A 16655-nucleotide genomic window follows, 5' to 3' on the forward strand; every position below is an offset into this window, starting at 1 on the left:
CGCCTGTCAGTGACCACTGCGTCCGTCAGTGACCGCTGGTCGCCTTGAGACCCACCACGGCGACCAGCAGCAGGCACACGAAGAAGATCCGGGCGGCGGTGGCCGGCTCCCCCAGCACCACCATGCCGAACACCGCCGCGCCGGCCGCCCCGATTCCCACCCACACGCCGTAGGCGGTGCCGATGGGCAGGGAACGGGCGGCGTACGACAGCAGCAGCATGCTGACGACGATGCCGGCGCCGGTGAACAGGCTGGGGACGAGACGGGTGAAACCGTCGGTGTACTTCATGCCGATCGACCAGGCGACCTCGAGCAGACCGGCGACGACGAGCAGAACCCAGGCCACGGTGGGCACCTCCGAGAGACGAGACTTCTTCACTGGGGTGCGTCGTCTTTGCCTGCGATCCCGGTACGGCGCGTCTCGTCGGGCGTCTTCCAAGCTAGCAAAGAAAAGCCGAAGGGGCTGGTGACCATGGTCACCAGCCCCTTCTTGTCCTGCGTGTCAGAGGTGTCAGGGGTCGCAGAGGTGTCAGAGGTGTCAGAGGTACAGGCCCGTGGAGTCCTCGGACCCCTCGAACCGGTCCGCGGCCACCGCGTGCAGGTCGCGCTCGCGCATCAGCACGTACGCGATGCCCCGCACCTCCACCTCGGCCCGGTCCTCCGGGTCGAACAGGACCCGGTCGCCCGGCTCCACGGTCCGCACGTTCTGCCCCACCGCGACGACCTCGGCCCAGGCCAGCCGACGGCCCACCGCCGCCGTCGCCGGGATCAGGATCCCGCCGCCGGACCGGCGCTCGCCCTCGCCGGCGTCCTGCCGGACGAGGACACGGTCGTGCAGCATCCGGATGGGGAGCTTGTCGTGCTGAGTGCTGTGCTCGCTTCTGTTACCGCTCACGCCTTCGAACCTACCTGCCTCGGACGGACGGGGACGCCGTCGGGTCAGCCCCGGCGACGGCGGGTGCTCAGGGCCAGCAGCCCCACCACCCCGACCACGACCAGGGCGAGGGGCACGACCCGCTCGAGACGCGGCGCGCCCTCCTCGTCCACGAACTGCGCCCGCACATCGCTCACGGCCCGGTTGACCTGCACATAGGCCCTGCCGAGCGTGTGGTCGACGTTGGCGACGACCTTGGCCTTGGCGTCCCCGACGATCGTCTTCGGGTGCACCCGCACCCCGATCTCGTCGAGCGTCTCGGCCAGGGTTTCACGGCGGCGCCTGATGTCCGCCTCGATCTGCGCCGGGGTTCTGGTGTCCGACGTGTCCGCCACGGTGGGGCCTCCGAAGTGAGCCGACGTTCCTACTTGTTCTGGACAGTCTGTCAGCTCTGTCCACGGCCGCACTGTCAGGACCCCCGGTTACGCTGGTCCGATGAGCGAGCGACTCCAGCCCGGCGACGTGGCCCCCGCCTTCACCCTGCCCGACGCCGACGGCAACGAGGTGTCCCTGTCGGACCACAAGGGCCGCAAGGTCATCGTCTACTTCTACCCGGCCGCCCTGACGCCGGGCTGCACCAAGCAGGCCTGCGACTTCACCGACAACCTGGACCTGCTGGCGGGCGCGGGGTACGACGTCATCGGCATCTCGCCGGACAGCCCCGAGAAGCTGGGCAAGTTCCGCGACAAGGAATCCCTGCGGGTCACCCTCCTCGCCGACCCCGACAAGAAGGTCCTCGACGCGTACGCCGCCTTCGGCGAGAAGAAGAACTACGGCAAGACGTACCAGGGCGTGATCCGCTCCACGATCGTCGTCGACGAGGAGGGCAAGGTCGAACGGGCCCTGTACAACGTCCGAGCGACCGGCCACGTGGCGAAGATCATCAAGGACCTGGCCATCTGAAACCCCCTCCCCCGCACTCGAACGGCCCGCACCGGACACCCCGGAGCGGGCCGCTCCGCATTTCGTGCGTGACTGTCCGATAAGCGGTTCGTTGTTCTGTGTGGGCCACGAACAGACATCCGGACAGGGGGGCGCATGAGCGCGCGGGCAGCACTGGGGCGATCGGACGTGTACAGCAAGGAACGGCTGGCGAGAGAGGTCGCTGGGGCACGCAACTGGGTTGACCTCATGCGACGGCTCGGCCTCGAACCGAGTGGCGGCCGACGACGCGTACTGCAGGAGCACGTGACGCGCCACGCGCTCGACACAAGCCACTTCGTCAAGCGCAGCCCCTGGCGCAAGTATCCCGACGCCGCCATCGCCGAAGCGGCCGCCGCGTCGTCCTCGCTCCGGGAAGTGGCCTTGAAGCTGGGTGCTGCTCCGGCAACAGGAACTCTCTCCCACATCCGACGCCGCATCGCCGCGGCGGGCATCGACATCAGCCATTTCCCCGGCATCGATCGCCCCGAACCGGACCTGCCTTTCACTCCCGAAGAACTCCGGGCCGCCGCGGCCGAAGCCACGAGCGTGCGTGGCGTGGCACGCGTACTGGGCGTTCCCGACGACAGCCGGTCGCGGGCGGCGCTCAGCCGCATGCTGGCAACCCAGCACATCGACGTCAGCCACTTCTCCTACCGGCGGGCAGCGATTCCCGAGGACAAGCTACGGAGTCTGGTAAGGAGTTCCACCAGCTACGCCGACGTCATGCGCGGTCTCGGCATGGAGGTGAACGACACCAATCACCGGCGCGTACGGCGAGCCGCTGCCCGCCTCGATCTCGACACCAGCCACTTCAAGCGTCGATCCTGCGGGCGGCCGGAGCGCCCCGCACCCCCACAGACTGCACATCGAGTGCTGGTCGTCCTCCCGGAGCAAGCCGGCCGGACGGACAGGACCCGACTTCACCGAGCCCTGACCGAGATCGGGGTTCCGTACGTATGCGTGGAGTGCGGCAACAACGGTGAGTGGCGCGGGCGGCCGATCACCTTGCAGATCGACCATATCAACGGGAACTGGCGGGACAACCGGCCAGAAAACCTGCGGTACCTGTGCCCCAACTGCCATGCGCTGACAGAAACGTGGTGTCGTCGGAAGAGCGGAGTGCCCCTCGCCGGACGACCCGACAGCCCCGTACACTGAGTGCCGTCGGTCGAGCGCGATGACCGTTTTTGAGCGGCCGTGATGGAATTTTGGCAGTCATGCTGGGTTTAGGTCCCAGTGGGTTAACACCCGTGTGGGTTCGAGTCCCACCGGCCGCACATGTACGAGGGGCCGTCCTATGGACGGCCCCTTTGCATACCTCAGCCCAACAGCTCCCGCACCACCGGTACCAGTGCCCTGAACGCCTTCCCCCGGTGGCTGATCGCGTTCTTCTCCTCCGCCGACAGTTCGGCGCAGGTTCGTGACTCGCCCTCGGGTACGAGGATCGGGTCGTAGCCGAAGCCGTTCGTGCCGGTGGGGGTGTGGCGGAGGGTGCCGGTCAACTGGCCTTCCACCACTCGTTCCGTGCCGTCCGGCAGCGCCAGGGCCGCCGCGCAGGCGAAGTGCGCGGTGCGGTGTTCCTCGGCGATGTCGGAGAGCTGGGCCAGCAGGAGGTCCAGGTTGGCCTTGTCGTCGCCGTGGCGGCCGGACCAGCGGGCCGAGAAGATGCCGGGGGCGCCGCCCAGGACGTCGACGCAGAGGCCGGAGTCGTCGGCGACGGCGGGCAGTCCGGTGGCCCGGGCCAGGGCGTGCGCCTTGAGGAGGGCGTTCTCGGCGAAGGTGACGCCGGTCTCGCGGACGTCGGGGATCTCGGGGTAGGCCTCCGCGCCGACGAGGTCGTGGGGCAGTCCTGCGTCGGCGAGGATCGACCGGAGTTCGGTGATCTTCCCGGCGTTGCGGGTGGCGAGGATCAGGCGGGTCATGGCCCCCAGTATCGCGGGGGCCGCCGCCCGGCGTTCATCACGGGGCGAGGCCCGGCACCCGCCCCGGGGCGGGGTCCGGCGTTCACCACTCGGCGAGGCCCGGCGTTCACCCCGGGAGCCCGGCGCGCACGCCGGGGCGCCGCTACGGGGTGCAGACCTTCGTCAGTTCGCCCGCCGCGTCGGTGACGGGGCTGAGGTCGGGCGTCTCGTCGCCGTTCTTGACGGCCGTGCGGACGTTGCCGACGGCCGTGGTGAGGTCGTCGACCGCCTTGCTGACGTCGGTGTTGTCGGTCGTGTCGCCGATCTTGGTGAGGTTCTGGTCGATGGAGTCGAGGGACTTCTCGAGCTGGGTCGGGTCGTCGGACGCGTTCTGCACGGCCTGCTGGAGTTCCGTGACGCTGTCCGCGATGGCGTCGGCGGTCTGGACGCAGTCCAGCGCCTTGTTGACGGCGTCGCAGCCGGTGGTGAGTCCGGCCGTGAGGCCGAAGGCCGCCAAGGCTGCGGCGGTCACGGCGATACGGCGACGACGGCGTCGGCTCTCGGCCATGGTGATGGTCCTCCCCTTGCTCAGCCCCCAAGGGCCCCCGTGCACTGACTGGCCGGGCGCGCGGCGGTGAACCGTACACCCGTACCCCTAGTGACGCGAGGGCGGCCGGCCCGGTTGCCCGCACCGGCCGCCCGTCTTGGCGTGTCTTTTTGTGTGCCCTTTACTTTTCCAGGACGGTATCAAGGGCCGTGCGCTGAAGGACAGTGAGTTCCGCGCAGCCCGAAACGGCCAGGTCCAGCAGGGAGTTGAGCTCCTCGCGGGCGAACGGCTCGGCCTCGGCGGTGCCCTGGACCTCGACGAAGCGGCCGTCGCCGGTGCAGACGACGTTCATGTCGGTCTCCGCGCGGACGTCCTCCTCGTAGCAGAGGTCGAGCAGCGGCACCCCGCCGACGATGCCGACGGAGACGGCGGAGACGGTACCGGTGAGGGGCTGCCGGCCGGCCTTGATCAGCTTCTTGCGCTGCGCCCAGGAGACCGCGTCGGCCAGCGCGACGTACGCGCCGGTGATGGCGGCGGTGCGGGTGCCGCCGTCGGCCTGGAGGACGTCGCAGTCGAGGACGATGGTGTTCTCGCCGAGCGCCTTGTAGTCGATGACGGCGCGCAGGGAGCGGCCGATGAGACGGGAGATCTCGTGGGTGCGGCCGCCGATCCGGCCGCGGACGGACTCACGGTCGCCGCGGCTGTTGGTGGCGCGGGGCAGCATGGAGTACTCCGCGGTGACCCATCCCTCGCCGCTCCCCTTGCGCCAGCGCGGGACTCCTTCGGTGACGGAGGCGGTGCAGAAGACCTTGGTGTCGCCGAAGGAGATGAGGACGGAGCCCTCGGCGTGCTTGCTCCAGCCGCGTTCGATGGTGACCGGGCGGATCTGGTCGGGCGTGCGGCCGTCGATTCGAGACATGGCGCTGAGCCTAGCGGGAGGAACGCGAGGGGCCCCTGCCGCGGGTGGGAAGGGGCCCGTCGGGGGTGAACCGCGGGGGCTACATGAGGTCTTCGATCTCGGCCGCGATCGGGTCGGCGTCCGTGCCGATGACGACCTGGATGGCGGTGCCCATCTTGACGACTCCGTGGGCGCCGGCGGCCTTCAGGGCGGCCTCGTCGACCAGCGAGGGGTCGGAGACCTCGGTGCGCAGGCGCGTGATGCAGCCTTCGATCTCCTCGATGTTGTCGATGCCGCCGAGCCCGGCGACGATCTTCTCAGCCTTGCTGGCCATGTTCGGTCTCCCTGAATTCCCTGGTGCGAAGCGTTGTGTGGCAGTAACCCACAGTCGGCCCAACTTCGCGAGCGATCGCGCTGTGGATGCCGAAGGATGGCGGCACAGTAACGAAATCGTCGGTAGCTGGTCTACACCACCTGACAGGCGGTCGCCAAACCATGAGTGCCGAGAGTGCCGGAAGCACGGCCGGGAGGCCGGCGAGCCCCGCGCGCGCCCGCTGGAGCAACCTGTTCCAGGGGCTTCAGAAGATGGGCCGCAGTCTCCAGCTTCCGATCGCGGTGCTGCCGGCCGCCGGCATCCTCAACCGACTCGGCCAGCCTGATGTGTTCGGGGACGAGGGGCTGGGCTGGACGAACGTCTCCAAGGTGATGGCGGGCGCGGGCGGGGCGCTGCTCGACGGGCAGTTGGGGCTGCCGTTGCTGTTCTGCGTGGGCGTGGCGATCGGCATGGCGAGGAAGGCGGACGGTTCGACGGCGCTCGCGGCGGTGGCGGGCTTCCTCGTCTACTACGGGGTGCTGAAGCAGTTTCCCGAGGGCTGTCCCGGGGGCTCGAAGGCGTTGGTGGGCATCGGCTGCCAGGCGACGGTCGACGGCACCGTGGTGGCGTTCACGTACCAGAACCCGGGGGTGTTCGGCGGCATCGTGATGGGCCTGCTGACCGCCTATTTCTGGCAGCGGTTCCATCGCACGCGGCTGGTGGACTGGCTCGGCTTCTTCAACGGGCGGCGGCTGGTGCCGATCGTCATGGCGTTCGTGGCCATCGCGTTCGCGGCGCTGTGCCTGTGGATCTGGCCGCCGATCGGCGGCGGGCTGGAGAGCTTCAGCGACTGGCTGGACGGTCTGGACGCGTGGGGCGCGGGCGTCTTCGGCGTCGCGAACCGGGCGTTGCTGGTGATCGGGCTGCACCAGTTCCTGAACGTGCCCATCTGGTTCCAGTTCGGCAGCTACACCAAGCCGGACGGGACGGTGGTGCACGGTGACATCAACATGTTCCTGGCGGGCGACCCGGACGCGGGCCAGTTCACCTCGGGCTTCTTCCCGATCATGATGTTCGCTCTGCCGGCCGCGGCCCTCGCCATGACGCACACCGCCCGTCCCGACCGCCGCAAGGAGGTCGGCGGTCTGATGCTGTCGGTGGCGCTGACGTCGTTCGTCACCGGCATCACGGAGCCGATCGAGTACTCGTTCCTGTTCGTGGCGCCGCTGCTGTACGCGATCCACGCGGTGCTGACGGGTGTGTCGATGGCGGTGACGTGGGGGCTCGGGGTGCACGACGGATTCAGCTTCTCGGCCGGGCTCATCGACTACGTCATCAACTGGAACCTCGCCACGAAGCCGTGGCTCATCGTTCCGATCGGTCTGTGCTTCGCCGCCGTCTACTACGTCCTCTTCCGCTTCGCGATCACCAGGTTCGACCTGAAGACGCCGGGAAGAGAGGCGGAGGAGGAGCGCGAGGACGTCGCCAAGTAGCCGAGCAGCCGAGTAGCGGCCCGGGAGAGCCGCGGGAAGCGGCCCCGAAATCGGTAGCCCACGGTAGTCCCGTGAACACGGGAACCGTGGGTTCCTTATGTCACCTTCATCGTGCTACAACAGGTCTACACCACTGAGTGGTGTAGACCACCACCCGATGGAGGAAGTCTATGAGCACCGCCACCTCGCCAGCGGCGGCCCCCACGAAGAAGTGGGGATCCGGTCTTTTGCAGGGCCTTCAGAAGGTCGGCCGCAGCCTCCAGCTGCCCATCGCCGTGCTGCCGGCGGCGGGCATCCTGCTGCGGCTCGGCCAGGACGACGTCTTCGGCAAGGACGGCCTCGGCTGGGACCAGGTCGCCAAGGTCTTCGCGACCGCCGGCGACGCCGTCTTCGCCAACCTGCCGCTGCTGTTCTGCGTCGGCATCGCCATCGGGTACGCCAGGAAGGCCGACGGCTCCACCGCCCTCGCCGCGCTGGTGGGCTTCCTCGTCTACAAGAACGTGCTGACCGCGTTCCCGATATCCGAGGAGAAGATCCAGAACGGCAAGGACGTCGCCGCGACCTACAACGATCCCAAGGTGCTCGGCGGCATCATCATGGGTCTGATAGCCGCGGTCACCTGGCAGCGCTTCCACCGCACCAAGCTCCCCGACTGGCTGGGCTTCTTCAACGGCCGCCGGCTGGTCCCGATCCTGATGGCCTTCATCGGCACCGCGGTGGGCGTCTTCTTCGGCCTGGTCTGGGAACCGATCGGGGACGTGATCACCAGCTTCGGCGAGTGGATGACCGGCCTCGGCGCGACCGGCGCGGCCGTCTTCGGCGCCATCAACCGCGCGCTCGTCCCGGTGGGCATGCACCAGTTCGTCAACACGGTGGCCTGGCAGGAGATCGGCAGCTTCAAGGACGCGTCCGGCGCCGTCTGGCACGGCGACCTGCCGCGCTTCTTCCACGGCGACCCGACCGCCGGTCAGTTCATGACGGGCTTCTTCCCCATCATGATGTTCGCCCTCCCGGCCGCCGCCCTCGCCATCACCCATTGCGCCCGCCCCGAGCGCCGCAAGGTCGTGGGCGGCATGATGATCTCTCTGGCCCTGACGTCCTTCGTCACCGGCATCACGGAACCGATCGAGTTCGCGTTCATGTTCATCGCGCCGCTGCTCTACGCGATCCACGCGGTGCTGACGGCCGTGTCCATGGCCGTGACCTGGGCCCTGGGCGTCCACCACGGCTTCACTTTCTCCGCCGGCTTCATCGACTACGCCCTGAACTGGAACCTGGCCACCAAGCCCTGGATGATCATCCCCATCGGCCTGGTGTTCGCCGCCGTCTACTACTTCGTCTTCCGCTTCGCCATCATCCGCTTCAACCTCCCCACCCCGGGCCGCGAGCCCGAGGAAGAGGTCGAGGACCTCACCAAGGCGTAGACCCCGCGCGCCCGTAGGGCAGGTAGCACGGCACGAGAAGGCCCCCGGAGCTGAACCGCTCCGGGGGCCTTCTTCCCGCTCGTACGCCTGAACCTCGTACGGCGGGACCAGTTCCCGCGGCGTGCCTAGACCTCGTACGAGACCCGCGGCACCGCCAGTTCCACCGGACCGGCGAAGACCTCGCGCGCGTCGGCGAGGTTGACCTCGGGGTCGGTCCACGGGGGGATGTGGGTGAGGACCAGGCGGCGGGCACCCGCCCGGGTCGCCGTCTCTCCCGCCTCGCGGCCGTTGAGGTGCAGGTCGGGGATGTCCTCCTTGCCGTGCGTGAAGGCGGCCTCGCACAGGAACAGGTCGGCGTCGCGGGCCAGTTCCTCCAGCGCCGGGGTGACGCCCGTGTCGCCGGAGTAGGTCAGCGCCTTGCCGCCGTGCTCGACGCGGATGCCGTAGGCCTCCACCGGGTGGGCCACGCGTTCGGTGTGGACCGTGAAGGGGCCGATGTCGAAGGTGGAGGGCTTCACCGTGTGGAAGTCGAACACCTCGCTCATGGAGGAGGCGGAGGGGGTGTCGGCGTAGGCCGTGGTGAGGCGGTGCTCGGTGCCCTCCGGTCCGTAGACCGGGATGGGGTCGCAGCGTCCGCCGTCGTGCCGGTAGTAGCGCGCCACGAAGTACGCGCACATGTCGATGCAGTGGTCGGCGTGCAGATGACTCAGGAAGATCGCGTCGAGGTCGTAGAGACCGCAGTGGCGCTGCAACTCGCCCAGGGCGCCGTTGCCCATGTCGAGAAGCAGCCGGAAGCCGTCGGCCTCGACGAGGTAGCTCGAGCAGGCCGATTCCGCGGACGGGAACGACCCCGAGCAGCCGACGACGGTGAGCTTCATGGAACAGAAACCTCCGCTGGCGGGAAACCGAGAGATACCGGGAAGGATCGGGGGACGAAAAGGACGTGCGAGGGTGGCGACAGGGGTCGTGCGGTCCGTCGAGCGTAAGGCGCAAAACCCTCGGTCGCTCCTCCGCCAGGGGCCGTTGTGGGCGAACTCACCTGTGCTGTCACCGGTTCGGCTGGAAGCGGGGCGCGTGAGGCGCGCGGGAAGGCGCGCGTTGCCGTACGCGCCCCGGTAACGTCGTCCTCATGGACACGTCCTGGTGGCTCGCGCTCGCGGCAGTCGTACTGCTGGCGCTCGTCGCCACGCTCGTCGACGGGTGGGGGCGCGGCCGGCGGCCCTCGGGGCGCAGGCCCCGGCCGCCGGGCCGGCCGTCCGGCAGGCCGACGCGGAGCCGGGGCGCGGCGGGCCGGCCGCAGCCGGCGGAGATCTGGTGGGCGAACGTGCCCTTCGAGGACGGTCCGGGCGCGAAGGACCGGCCGTGTCTGGTGCTGGTGGTGCGCGGGGACCGGGTGACCGTCGCGAAGATCACCAGCAGGTTCCGCGACGAGCGGTCCGGGGTGATCCCGCTGCCGCCGGGCGCGGTCGGGGACGCGCAGGGCAGGCCGAGCTTCCTGGAGACGGACGAGCTGCGGCAGGTGCGGGTGGCGGACTTCAGGCGGCGGGTCGGCGTCGTGGACCCGGTCCTGTGGGACCAGGTCCGTCATCTGACGCGCTAGCCGGCACATCGGTCACAGTCCGCCTGGTGAGGCTCACGCCCAGAGCTGGCCCTGGAGCGTCTCGATCGCTTCCTCCGTCGTCGCGGCCGTGTAGACGCCGGTGGAGAGGTACTTCCAGCCGCCGTCGGCCACGACGAACACGATGTCCGCGTTCTCGCCGGCCTTGAGCGCCTTGTTGCCGACGCCGATCGCGGCGTGCAGCGCGGCGCCGGTGGAGACGCCCGCGAAGATGCCCTCCTGTTGGAGCAGCTCGCGGGTGCGGGTGACGGCGTCGGCGGAGCCGACGGAGAAGCGGGTGGTGAGGACGGAGGCGTCGTACAGCTCGGGCACGAAGCCCTCGTCGAGGTTGCGCAGGCCGTAGACCAGGTCGTCGTAGCGCGGCTCGGCGGCGACGATCCTGACGTCCGGCTTGTGCTCGCGCAGGTAGCGGCCGACGCCCATGAGGGTGCCGGTGGTGCCGAGGCCTGCGACGAAGTGGGTGACGGAGGGGAGGTCGGCGAGGATCTCCGGGCCCGTCGTGGCGTAGTGGGCGCCCGCGTTGTCGGGGTTGCCGTACTGGTAGAGCATCACCCAGTCGGGGTGCTCGGCGGCGATCTCCTTGGCGACGCGCACGGCGGTGTTGGAGCCGCCCGCGGCCGGGGAGGAGATGATCTCCGCGCCCCACATGGCGAGCAGGTCCCGGCGTTCCTGCGAGGTGTTCTCCGGCATCACGCACACCATGCGGTAGCCCTTGAGCTTGGCCGCCATGGCGAGGGAGATGCCGGTGTTGCCGCTGGTCGGCTCCAGGATGGTGCAGCCGGGGGTGAGGCGGCCGTCCTTCTCCGCCTGCTCGATCATGTGCAGGGCGGGGCGGTCCTTGATCGAGCCGGTGGGGTTGCGGTCCTCCAGCTTCGCCCAGATGCGGACGTCGGCGGACGGCGACAGCCGCGGCAGGCGCACCAGAGGGGTGTTGCCCACCGCGGCCAGCGGGGAGTCGTAGCGCATGAGCGGTCAGCGACCCGTCAGGCCATGCCGCCGGCCACGGCCGGCAGGATCGTCACGGTGTCGCCGTCGGTCAGCTTGGTGTTGATGCCGTCGACGAAACGGACGTCCTCGTCGTTCAGGTACACGTTGACGAAGCGGCGCAGCTGGCCCTCGTCCACGATGCGGGCCTGGATGCCCGAGTGCCGGGTCTCGAGGTCGGCGAACAGGTCGGCGAGGGTGTCGCCGCTGCCCTCCACCGCCTTCTGGCCGTCGGTGTACTGGCGGAGGATGGTGGGGATGCGGACCTCGATGGCCATGATGCGGGCTCCTGTCGGGAGTGGTCGGGTCGGTGGGCGCGCGGCAGCGCCGGCACGGCAGGGGTGGTGCGTCGCGCCGCGGCTCACGGGCCGTACGGCGGCAGGGCCTGCGTCAACAGATGGCGCTGGCGAGCCTGCACAGGTCGACGTGCAGCCGCGCCACGAGCAGCGCTCCGGGCGTCCTGTCGCTCACGTCGTTCACAACCATGGGTTCATCGTATCGATTCCCGGTCCGGCTCCCGGAGGGTGATCCCACATGATGGACGAAATCGGGCCGGCGAGTGAGACCGACCTCGTCACAGGGCCCGTGCGGCGTCCGGGTTTCAGGCCGATCGCCGGCGCACCAGACGGGTCGGTCGTGGCGGCGATGAAGGCGAGGTCGTCGAAGCCGACGACGGCGACGTCCTCGGCTCGCCGTCGACCACCCGGGACACGGTGGACCTCGATACGCCCGTCAGTATGCCTCGACGATCTTGATCTCCTCCTCGGTCACCCGGCCCTCGACGATGCGGAAGGAGCGGAACTGGAACTCGCCGCCGCCGTCGGTGTCGGCGGTGGAGACGAGGACGTAGTGGGCGCCGGGCTCGTTAGCCAAGGAGATGTCGGTGCGCGAGGGGTAGGCCTCGGTCGCGGTGTGGGAGTGGTAGACGACCACCGGCTCCTCGTCGCGGTCGTCCATGTCCCGGTAGAGCTTGAGCAGGTCGCCGGAGTCGAACTCGTAGAACGTGGGCGACATGGCCGCGTTGAGCATCGGGATGAACCGCTCGGGACGGTCCGTGCCGGCCGGGCCGGCGACGACGCCGCACGCTTCGTCGGGGTGGTCCTTGCGCGCGTGCGCGACGATCTTGTCGACGAGGTCCTGGGTGATGGTCAGCATGTTCGTCAGGATAAGCAGACGGGCCGCCCCGTACCGAGGGGCGGTACGGGGCGGCCCGCATGGTGGACGTCCTGAGCGGCGGCCGGAGGGGGCGCCACGAGTGCTCCCTCCGGCCGGACGTCCTCGGCGGTGGTCAGCCCACCTTCTCCAGCTCCTGCTCGCCACGTCGGGCGACCTCGGGGTTGCGGGCCTTCAGCACGGCCCAGCCGATGCCGAGGGCGACGGCCCAGCCGGCCATGACGTAGAGGCAGATGCGGGAGTCGGCGTCGAAGGCGATGAGGCCGGTGACGAAGAGGAGGAACGCGATGGCGACGTAGGAGCACTTCGCGCCGCCCGGCGCCGGGAAGGACGAGGCCGGCAGCCGGCCCGCGTCGACCGCGCGGCGGTACAGGACGTGGCTGATCAGGATCATCAGCCAGGTCCAGATGCCGGCCGCGGTGGCGATGGACATGACGTAGCCGAAGGCCTTCTCCGGGACGACGTAGTTCAGGACCACGCCGATGCCCATGAAGAGCACGGAGACGAGGATGCCGAAGGCGGGCGTCTTGGTCGACGACAGCTTCTTGAAGACCGCCGGGGCCTCGCCGCTCTCGGCCAGGTTGCGCAGCATGCGTCCGGTGGAGTACATGCCGGAGTTGCAGGAGGACAGCGCGGCGGTCAGCACCACGAAGTTGACGATGCCGGCGGCGGCCGGGATGCCGATCTTCGCGAAGGCGGCGACGAACGGGCTGACGCCCTCCTCGAACTCGGTCCACTTCACCACGCACAGGATGACGGTGAGCGCGCCGACGTAGAACAGCGCGATGCGCCAGGGCAGGGTGTTGATGGCCTTGGGGAGCGTCTTCTCCGGGTCCTCCGACTCGCCGGCGGTGACGCCGACCAGCTCGACGGCGAGGTAGGCGAACATGACGCCCTGGAGGGTCATCAGGGACGAGCCGACGCCCTTGGGGAAGAAGCCGTCGAAGGCCCACAGGTTGGAGACGGCGGCGGTGTCGCCGGCGGCGCTGAAGCCGAAGGTGAGGACGCCGAGACCGATGACGATCATGCCGATCAGGGCGGTGACCTTCACCATCGAGAACCAGAACTCCAGCTCGCCGAAGAGCTTCACGGAGATCAGGTTCACCCCGAAGAGGACCACCAGGAAGACCAGCGCGGTCACCCACTGGGGGATGGACGGGAACCAGTAGTGGACGTAGATCGCGGCGGCCGTGAGTTCGGCCATGCCGGTGACGACCCACATCAGCCAGTACGTCCAGCCGGTGAAGTAGCCGAAGAACGGGCCGAGGAACTCACGGGAGTACTCGGCGAAGGAGCCCGAGACGGGGCGGTAGAGCAGCAGCTCGCCGAGGGCCCGCATGATGAAGAAGATGATCACGCCCGCGAGGGCGTACATGAAGATGAGGCTGGGACCGGCCTTGGCGATGTTCGCCCCGGCTCCCAGGAACAGGCCGACGCCGATGGCGCCGCCGATCGCGATCATCTGGACCTGACGGCTGCCGAGCCCGCGCTCGTATCCCTCTTCGGCCCCCTGCGGGACCTTGTCGTCCGTGCCGACCTGAGCGGAGGTCATGTGTGGTGCGCCTTTCTCCATGCCGAACCGGGCCTCTCGTCGGCCTCGGATCGGGTTTCGATCCCCCCGGATTGATGGAGCTGAGCGGGCTTCGCGGGCCCGCTCGTGCCTGGCCGGCGATCAACCGGCTCGGTGGCGCACCCGGCGGAACATAAGGGTGGTGTTCGCCGGGCGGTCGTGAAGATTTATCACGCCCGCAACATTGATCACGGGAGGCGGCTGTGGCGCATCGCACAAGAAGAAGCGGTCAAACAGTGAACAAAAGGGACACAGTCGGCCGCGCCGGTGACGGGATCGTTATCCGGATTTGAGCGTCCGCTGAGCGAACACAGGACGGTCACATTCGCGGCGAAACCGCCACAACTCACTGCATGAGCGTGGCGACCAGCGTCTCCTGGAGCCCGCCCAGCCACAGGTAGGCCATCACCATCGGCTTGCGCGGGTCCTCGTCCGGCAGCCGGTAGAGGAGGTCGGTGTCGTCCTCGTCGGCGATGTCCAGCCGGGAGCCGATCGCCAGCCGCAGGTCGTTGAGCGCGCCGAGCCACTGCCGGGAGGCCTCGGTCGACAGTTCGAGCACCGCCCCGCCCTCGCCCCCGGCCCCCAGCTCGTCCAGCGAGCGCACCACCGCGAGGGCGTTCTCGCGCTTGCCGGCCCGCAGGTCGTTCTCGGTGAAGCGGCGGAACTCGGCGGAGTGCGCCTGCCGTTCCTCCGCCTCGCGCGGTCCGGGCGTGGCCTCGGGGTCGGTGTAGGCGTCGGGGAAGAGCCGCTTGAGCACCGGGTCGGCGGGCGGCTCGCTCGGCCCCTCGGCGAACAGCTCGGCGAGCGGGTCGTCGGGGGCGTCCTCGGCGGGGCCGGGGCCGATCAACTCCAGGAGCTGCACGGCCAGCGACCGGATGATGGAGATCTCGACGTCGTCGAGGGCGACGGCCGCGCCGCCGCCGGGGAGCGGTTCGAAGTGTCCTGGCATCAGTGAGGTGACTACTTCCGGTCCTGCTGGAGGGTGGCCCACAGACCGTAGCCGTGCATCGCCTGCACGTCGCGTTCCATCTCCTCGCGGGTACCGCTGGAGACGACCGCCCGGCCCTTGTGGTGGACATCGAGCATGAGCTTGGTGGCCTTGTCCTTGGAGTAGCCGAAGTACGTCTGGAAGACGTACGTCACGTAGCTCATCAGGTTGACCGGGTCGTTGTGGACGATCGTGACCCAGGGGACGTCCGGCTCGGGGACGGCGAAGACCTCCTCCGCCGACTCGGTGCGTTCGATCTCTACGGGCGCGGGTGACGTCACAGGGCCCATGCTGCCACGCCCCACTGAAATCGTCACACCGACGAAAAGGGGGTACCATCTTCGTCATGCTGCATACGCCGGGGGACAACCCCCGGACCCCCGGCCGCCCCGGGGACACCCGGAGAGTCATAGCTAGGAGAGCTGTCGTGGATGTAGCGGACCTTGGGTTGCCGGTGGACGTTCCCTCGACGGCGCTCTTCACGGACCAGTACGAGTTGACGATGCTGCGGGCCGCGCTGAAGGCGGGCACCGCCGAGCGGCGCAGCGTGTTCGAGGTCTTCACCCGGCGGCTGCCGGAGGGGCGGCGCTACGGAGTGGTCGCCGGCACCGGGCGTGTCCTGGACGCCGTCGAGAACTTCCGCTTCGACGCGGACGTCCTCGGCTTCCTGCGGGAGCGGGAGATCGTCGACGAGGAGACTCTCGAATGGCTCCGCGGCTACCGCTTCTCGGGTGACGTCTGGGGCTACCCGGAGGGCGAGGTGTACTTCCCGGGCTCGCCGATCATGCGGGTCGAGGGCTCCTTCGCCGAGTGCGTGCTCCTGGAGACCGTGATCCTGTCCATCCTCAACCACGACTCCGCGATCGCGGCCGCCGCCTCCCGGATGGCCTCGGCCGCCGGGGAGCGCCCGCTGATCGAGATGGGCGCGCGCCGCACCCACGAGCTGGCCGCCGTCGCCGCTTCCCGCGCCGCCTACGTCGGCGGCTTCGCCACCACCTCCGACCTGGCCGCCGGCTTCCGCTACGGCATCCCCACCGTGGGCACCAGCGCGCACGCCTTCACCCTGCTGCACGACACCGAGCGCGACGCCTTCCGGGCCCAGGTGGACACGCTGGGCCGGGGCACCACCCTGCTGGTGGACACCTACGACGTCGCCGAGGCCGTCCGCACCGCGGTGGAGATCGCCGGGCCCGAGCTGGGCGCGGTGCGCATCGACTCCGGCGACCTGCTGCTCGTCGCGCACCGGGTGCGCCAGCAGCTGGACGAGCTGGGCGCGACCGGCACGAGGATCATCGTGACCTCGGACCTCGACGAGTACGCGATCGCCTCGCTGGCCGCGGCCCCCGTGGACGCGTACGGCGTCGGCACCCAGCTGGTGACCGGCTCCGGGCACCCCACCTGCTCGATGGTCTACAAGCTGGTCGCCCGCGCCGAGTCCGCCGACCCCGGGGCGCCGCTGGTGCCGGTGGCGAAGAAGTCGTCCGGCGGGAAGACCTCCGTCGGCGGCCGCAAGTGGGCCGCGCGGCGGCTGGACGCGCACGGGGTGGCGGAGGCGGAGGTCGTCGGCACCGGGGCCGTGCCCGCGGAGCTGGCCGACCGGCAGCTGCTGGTGGAACTGGTCAAGGGCGGCGAGGTCGTCGCCCGCGAGCCGCTGGACGTCGTCCGCGACCGCCACACGGCCGCCCGCTCCCGGCTCCCGCTGTCCGCGACCCAGCTCTCGCGAGGGGAACCCGTCCTTCCGACGGAGTACGTACAGGAGCGGTCGGGTAGCTAGAGCGCATGGCCCGCCGCCGGAGCACAGGGGACCGCGGCCGGGCCGTCCGCGCCCCCTCCCGCACCGCCGTCGAAGTCTCTAGGCTCGTAACTTCACCGATAGTCGAAGGACACC

At 69.5% G+C, this 16655-nt stretch carries 21 protein-coding genes, 1 tRNA gene and 1 riboswitch; of the genes, 7 read left to right on the plus strand and 15 right to left on the minus strand.

Annotated features, from left to right (window positions below; translation table 11 throughout):
* Positions 1 to 25: 25 nt before the first annotated feature.
* From sugE to ACFYX4_RS05765, 3 genes are all read right to left on the minus strand, one after another.
* Positions 26 to 346, minus strand: coding sequence for a quaternary ammonium compound efflux SMR transporter SugE (sugE, locus tag ACFYX4_RS05755; protein ID WP_389326297.1), 321 nt, complete (start codon positions 344 to 346; stop codon positions 26 to 28).
* A 36-nt stretch (positions 347 to 382) separates the two neighbouring features.
* A riboswitch (guanidine-III (ykkC-III) riboswitch) is annotated at positions 383 to 455 on the minus strand.
* Positions 456 to 538: 83 nt separating this feature from the next.
* A complete protein-coding gene (locus ACFYX4_RS05760; protein WP_389326783.1) occupies positions 539 to 841 on the minus strand; it encodes a GroES family chaperonin in 303 nt (100 codons plus the stop codon).
* Positions 842 to 939: 98 nt separating this feature from the next.
* Positions 940 to 1269, minus strand: a complete 330-nt coding sequence (locus tag ACFYX4_RS05765) for a DUF3618 domain-containing protein (protein ID WP_389326300.1) — start codon at positions 1267 to 1269, stop codon at positions 940 to 942.
* A 100-nt stretch (positions 1270 to 1369) separates the two neighbouring features.
* Between ACFYX4_RS05765 and bcp the strand changes: the two genes are divergently transcribed.
* From bcp to ACFYX4_RS05780, 3 genes are all read left to right on the plus strand, one after another.
* Positions 1370 to 1837 (plus strand): thioredoxin-dependent thiol peroxidase, encoded by a 468-nt coding sequence (gene bcp / locus ACFYX4_RS05770; protein ID WP_389326303.1) that lies wholly within the window; start codon positions 1370 to 1372, stop codon positions 1835 to 1837.
* A 168-nt stretch (positions 1838 to 2005) separates the two neighbouring features.
* Positions 2006 to 3016 (plus strand): HNH endonuclease signature motif containing protein, encoded by a 1011-nt coding sequence (locus tag ACFYX4_RS05775; protein WP_389326305.1) that lies wholly within the window; start codon positions 2006 to 2008, stop codon positions 3014 to 3016.
* A 33-nt stretch (positions 3017 to 3049) separates the two neighbouring features.
* Positions 3050 to 3135, plus strand: a tRNA-Leu gene (locus tag ACFYX4_RS05780).
* A 42-nt stretch (positions 3136 to 3177) separates the two neighbouring features.
* Here the strand turns inward: ACFYX4_RS05780 and rdgB are convergent.
* The 4 genes from rdgB to ACFYX4_RS05800 all read right to left on the minus strand — a co-directional run bounded on the left by rdgB (position 3178) and on the right by ACFYX4_RS05800 (position 5538).
* Entirely contained in the window at positions 3178 to 3780 is a 603-nt protein-coding gene (gene rdgB / locus ACFYX4_RS05785) for an RdgB/HAM1 family non-canonical purine NTP pyrophosphatase (protein WP_389326308.1), read from the minus strand.
* 142 nt (positions 3781 to 3922) lie between these two features.
* On the minus strand, positions 3923 to 4327 hold the full coding sequence (locus ACFYX4_RS05790) for a hypothetical protein (protein WP_389326312.1): 405 nt from the start codon (positions 4325 to 4327) through the stop codon (positions 3923 to 3925).
* Between the two features lie 160 nt (positions 4328 to 4487).
* Complete coding sequence (gene rph / locus ACFYX4_RS05795) at positions 4488 to 5225, minus strand: ribonuclease PH (RefSeq protein ID WP_389326315.1); 738 nt, start codon at positions 5223 to 5225, stop codon at positions 4488 to 4490.
* Between the two features lie 79 nt (positions 5226 to 5304).
* Positions 5305 to 5538: a glucose PTS transporter subunit EIIB gene (locus tag ACFYX4_RS05800; protein ID WP_147999538.1), complete on the minus strand. Its 234-nt coding sequence runs from the start codon at positions 5536 to 5538 to the stop codon at positions 5305 to 5307.
* A gap of 161 nt (positions 5539 to 5699) precedes the next feature.
* Here ACFYX4_RS05800 and ACFYX4_RS05805 point away from each other — a divergent pair, with 161 nt between their 5' ends.
* Positions 5700 to 7010, plus strand: a complete 1311-nt coding sequence (locus ACFYX4_RS05805; RefSeq protein WP_389326319.1) for a PTS transporter subunit EIIC — start codon at positions 5700 to 5702, stop codon at positions 7008 to 7010.
* Between the two features lie 170 nt (positions 7011 to 7180).
* Positions 7181 to 8434, plus strand: coding sequence for a PTS transporter subunit EIIC (locus tag ACFYX4_RS05810; RefSeq protein WP_389326323.1), 1254 nt, complete (start codon positions 7181 to 7183; stop codon positions 8432 to 8434).
* A 125-nt stretch (positions 8435 to 8559) separates the two neighbouring features.
* Here ACFYX4_RS05810 and ACFYX4_RS05815 read toward each other — a convergent pair whose 3' ends face one another.
* Entirely contained in the window at positions 8560 to 9312 is a 753-nt protein-coding gene (locus tag ACFYX4_RS05815) for an MBL fold metallo-hydrolase (RefSeq protein WP_389326326.1), read from the minus strand.
* 251 nt (positions 9313 to 9563) lie between these two features.
* On the opposite strand from ACFYX4_RS05815, the gene ACFYX4_RS05820 reads away from it, so the two are divergent.
* Positions 9564 to 10034: a type II toxin-antitoxin system PemK/MazF family toxin gene (locus tag ACFYX4_RS05820; protein WP_389326329.1), complete on the plus strand. Its 471-nt coding sequence runs from the start codon at positions 9564 to 9566 to the stop codon at positions 10032 to 10034.
* Between the two features lie 33 nt (positions 10035 to 10067).
* Here the strand turns inward: ACFYX4_RS05820 and ACFYX4_RS05825 are convergent, their stop codons facing one another.
* The 7 genes from ACFYX4_RS05825 to clpS form a co-directional block, all read right to left on the minus strand.
* Positions 10068 to 11018 carry a PLP-dependent cysteine synthase family protein gene (locus tag ACFYX4_RS05825; RefSeq protein WP_389326332.1) on the minus strand — a complete coding sequence of 317 codons (951 nt, stop codon included), beginning with the start codon at positions 11016 to 11018 and terminating at the stop codon, positions 10068 to 10070.
* A gap of 17 nt (positions 11019 to 11035) precedes the next feature.
* Complete coding sequence (locus tag ACFYX4_RS05830) at positions 11036 to 11314, minus strand: MoaD/ThiS family protein (RefSeq protein ID WP_389326335.1); 279 nt, start codon at positions 11312 to 11314, stop codon at positions 11036 to 11038.
* Between the two features lie 112 nt (positions 11315 to 11426).
* Positions 11427 to 11522 carry a putative leader peptide gene (locus ACFYX4_RS05835; protein ID WP_347400473.1) on the minus strand — a complete coding sequence of 32 codons (96 nt, stop codon included), beginning with the start codon at positions 11520 to 11522 and terminating at the stop codon, positions 11427 to 11429.
* Positions 11523 to 11768: 246 nt separating this feature from the next.
* Positions 11769 to 12191, minus strand: a complete 423-nt coding sequence (locus tag ACFYX4_RS05840) for a Mov34/MPN/PAD-1 family protein (protein ID WP_389326339.1) — start codon at positions 12189 to 12191, stop codon at positions 11769 to 11771.
* A 133-nt stretch (positions 12192 to 12324) separates the two neighbouring features.
* Positions 12325 to 13761 carry an amino acid permease gene (locus ACFYX4_RS05845; RefSeq protein WP_389326342.1) on the minus strand — a complete coding sequence of 479 codons (1437 nt, stop codon included), beginning with the start codon at positions 13759 to 13761 and terminating at the stop codon, positions 12325 to 12327.
* Between the two features lie 364 nt (positions 13762 to 14125).
* Positions 14126 to 14728 carry a DUF2017 domain-containing protein gene (locus ACFYX4_RS05850; protein ID WP_389326345.1) on the minus strand — a complete coding sequence of 201 codons (603 nt, stop codon included), beginning with the start codon at positions 14726 to 14728 and terminating at the stop codon, positions 14126 to 14128.
* Positions 14729 to 14739: 11 nt separating this feature from the next.
* A complete protein-coding gene (gene clpS, locus ACFYX4_RS05855) occupies positions 14740 to 15057 on the minus strand; it encodes an ATP-dependent Clp protease adapter ClpS (RefSeq protein ID WP_058925046.1) in 318 nt (105 codons plus the stop codon).
* A 137-nt stretch (positions 15058 to 15194) separates the two neighbouring features.
* On the opposite strand from clpS, the gene ACFYX4_RS05860 reads away from it, so the two are divergent.
* On the plus strand, positions 15195 to 16541 hold the full coding sequence (locus ACFYX4_RS05860) for a nicotinate phosphoribosyltransferase (protein WP_389326348.1): 1347 nt from the start codon (positions 15195 to 15197) through the stop codon (positions 16539 to 16541).
* Positions 16542 to 16655 lie beyond the last annotated feature (114 nt).

The organism is Streptomyces sp. NPDC002328, assembly GCF_042890065.1.
GTDB lineage: Bacteria > Actinomycetota > Actinomycetes > Streptomycetales > Streptomycetaceae > Streptomyces.

Bases quoted from the DNA above. Each gene is read 5' to 3' on its own strand.
- ACFYX4_RS05760 (WP_389326783.1), bottom strand. From the start codon at position 841: ATGCTGCACGACCGTGTCCTCGTCCGGCAGGACGCCGGCGAGGGCGAG.
- bcp (WP_389326303.1), top strand. From the start codon at position 1,370: ATGAGCGAGCGACTCCAGCCCGGCGACGTGGCCCCCGCCTTCACCCTG.
- rdgB (WP_389326308.1), bottom strand. From the start codon at position 3,780: ATGACCCGCCTGATCCTCGCCACCCGCAACGCCGGGAAGATCACCGAA.
- ACFYX4_RS05790 (WP_389326312.1), bottom strand. From the start codon at position 4,327: ATGGCCGAGAGCCGACGCCGTCGTCGCCGTATCGCCGTGACCGCCGCA.
- rph (WP_389326315.1), bottom strand. From the start codon at position 5,225: ATGTCTCGAATCGACGGCCGCACGCCCGACCAGATCCGCCCGGTCACC.
- ACFYX4_RS05800 (WP_147999538.1), bottom strand. From the start codon at position 5,538: ATGGCCAGCAAGGCTGAGAAGATCGTCGCCGGGCTCGGCGGCATCGAC.
- ACFYX4_RS05805 (WP_389326319.1), top strand. From the start codon at position 5,700: ATGAGTGCCGAGAGTGCCGGAAGCACGGCCGGGAGGCCGGCGAGCCCC.
- ACFYX4_RS05810 (WP_389326323.1), top strand. From the start codon at position 7,181: ATGAGCACCGCCACCTCGCCAGCGGCGGCCCCCACGAAGAAGTGGGGA.
- ACFYX4_RS05815 (WP_389326326.1), bottom strand. From the start codon at position 9,312: ATGAAGCTCACCGTCGTCGGCTGCTCGGGGTCGTTCCCGTCCGCGGAA.
- ACFYX4_RS05820 (WP_389326329.1), top strand. From the start codon at position 9,564: ATGGACACGTCCTGGTGGCTCGCGCTCGCGGCAGTCGTACTGCTGGCG.
- ACFYX4_RS05825 (WP_389326332.1), bottom strand. From the start codon at position 11,018: ATGCGCTACGACTCCCCGCTGGCCGCGGTGGGCAACACCCCTCTGGTG.
- ACFYX4_RS05830 (WP_389326335.1), bottom strand. From the start codon at position 11,314: ATGGCCATCGAGGTCCGCATCCCCACCATCCTCCGCCAGTACACCGAC.
- ACFYX4_RS05835 (WP_347400473.1), bottom strand. From the start codon at position 11,522: ATGGTTGTGAACGACGTGAGCGACAGGACGCCCGGAGCGCTGCTCGTG.
- ACFYX4_RS05840 (WP_389326339.1), bottom strand. From the start codon at position 12,191: ATGCTGACCATCACCCAGGACCTCGTCGACAAGATCGTCGCGCACGCG.
- ACFYX4_RS05845 (WP_389326342.1), bottom strand. From the start codon at position 13,761: ATGACCTCCGCTCAGGTCGGCACGGACGACAAGGTCCCGCAGGGGGCC.
- ACFYX4_RS05850 (WP_389326345.1), bottom strand. From the start codon at position 14,728: ATGCCAGGACACTTCGAACCGCTCCCCGGCGGCGGCGCGGCCGTCGCC.
- clpS (WP_058925046.1), bottom strand. From the start codon at position 15,057: ATGGGCCCTGTGACGTCACCCGCGCCCGTAGAGATCGAACGCACCGAG.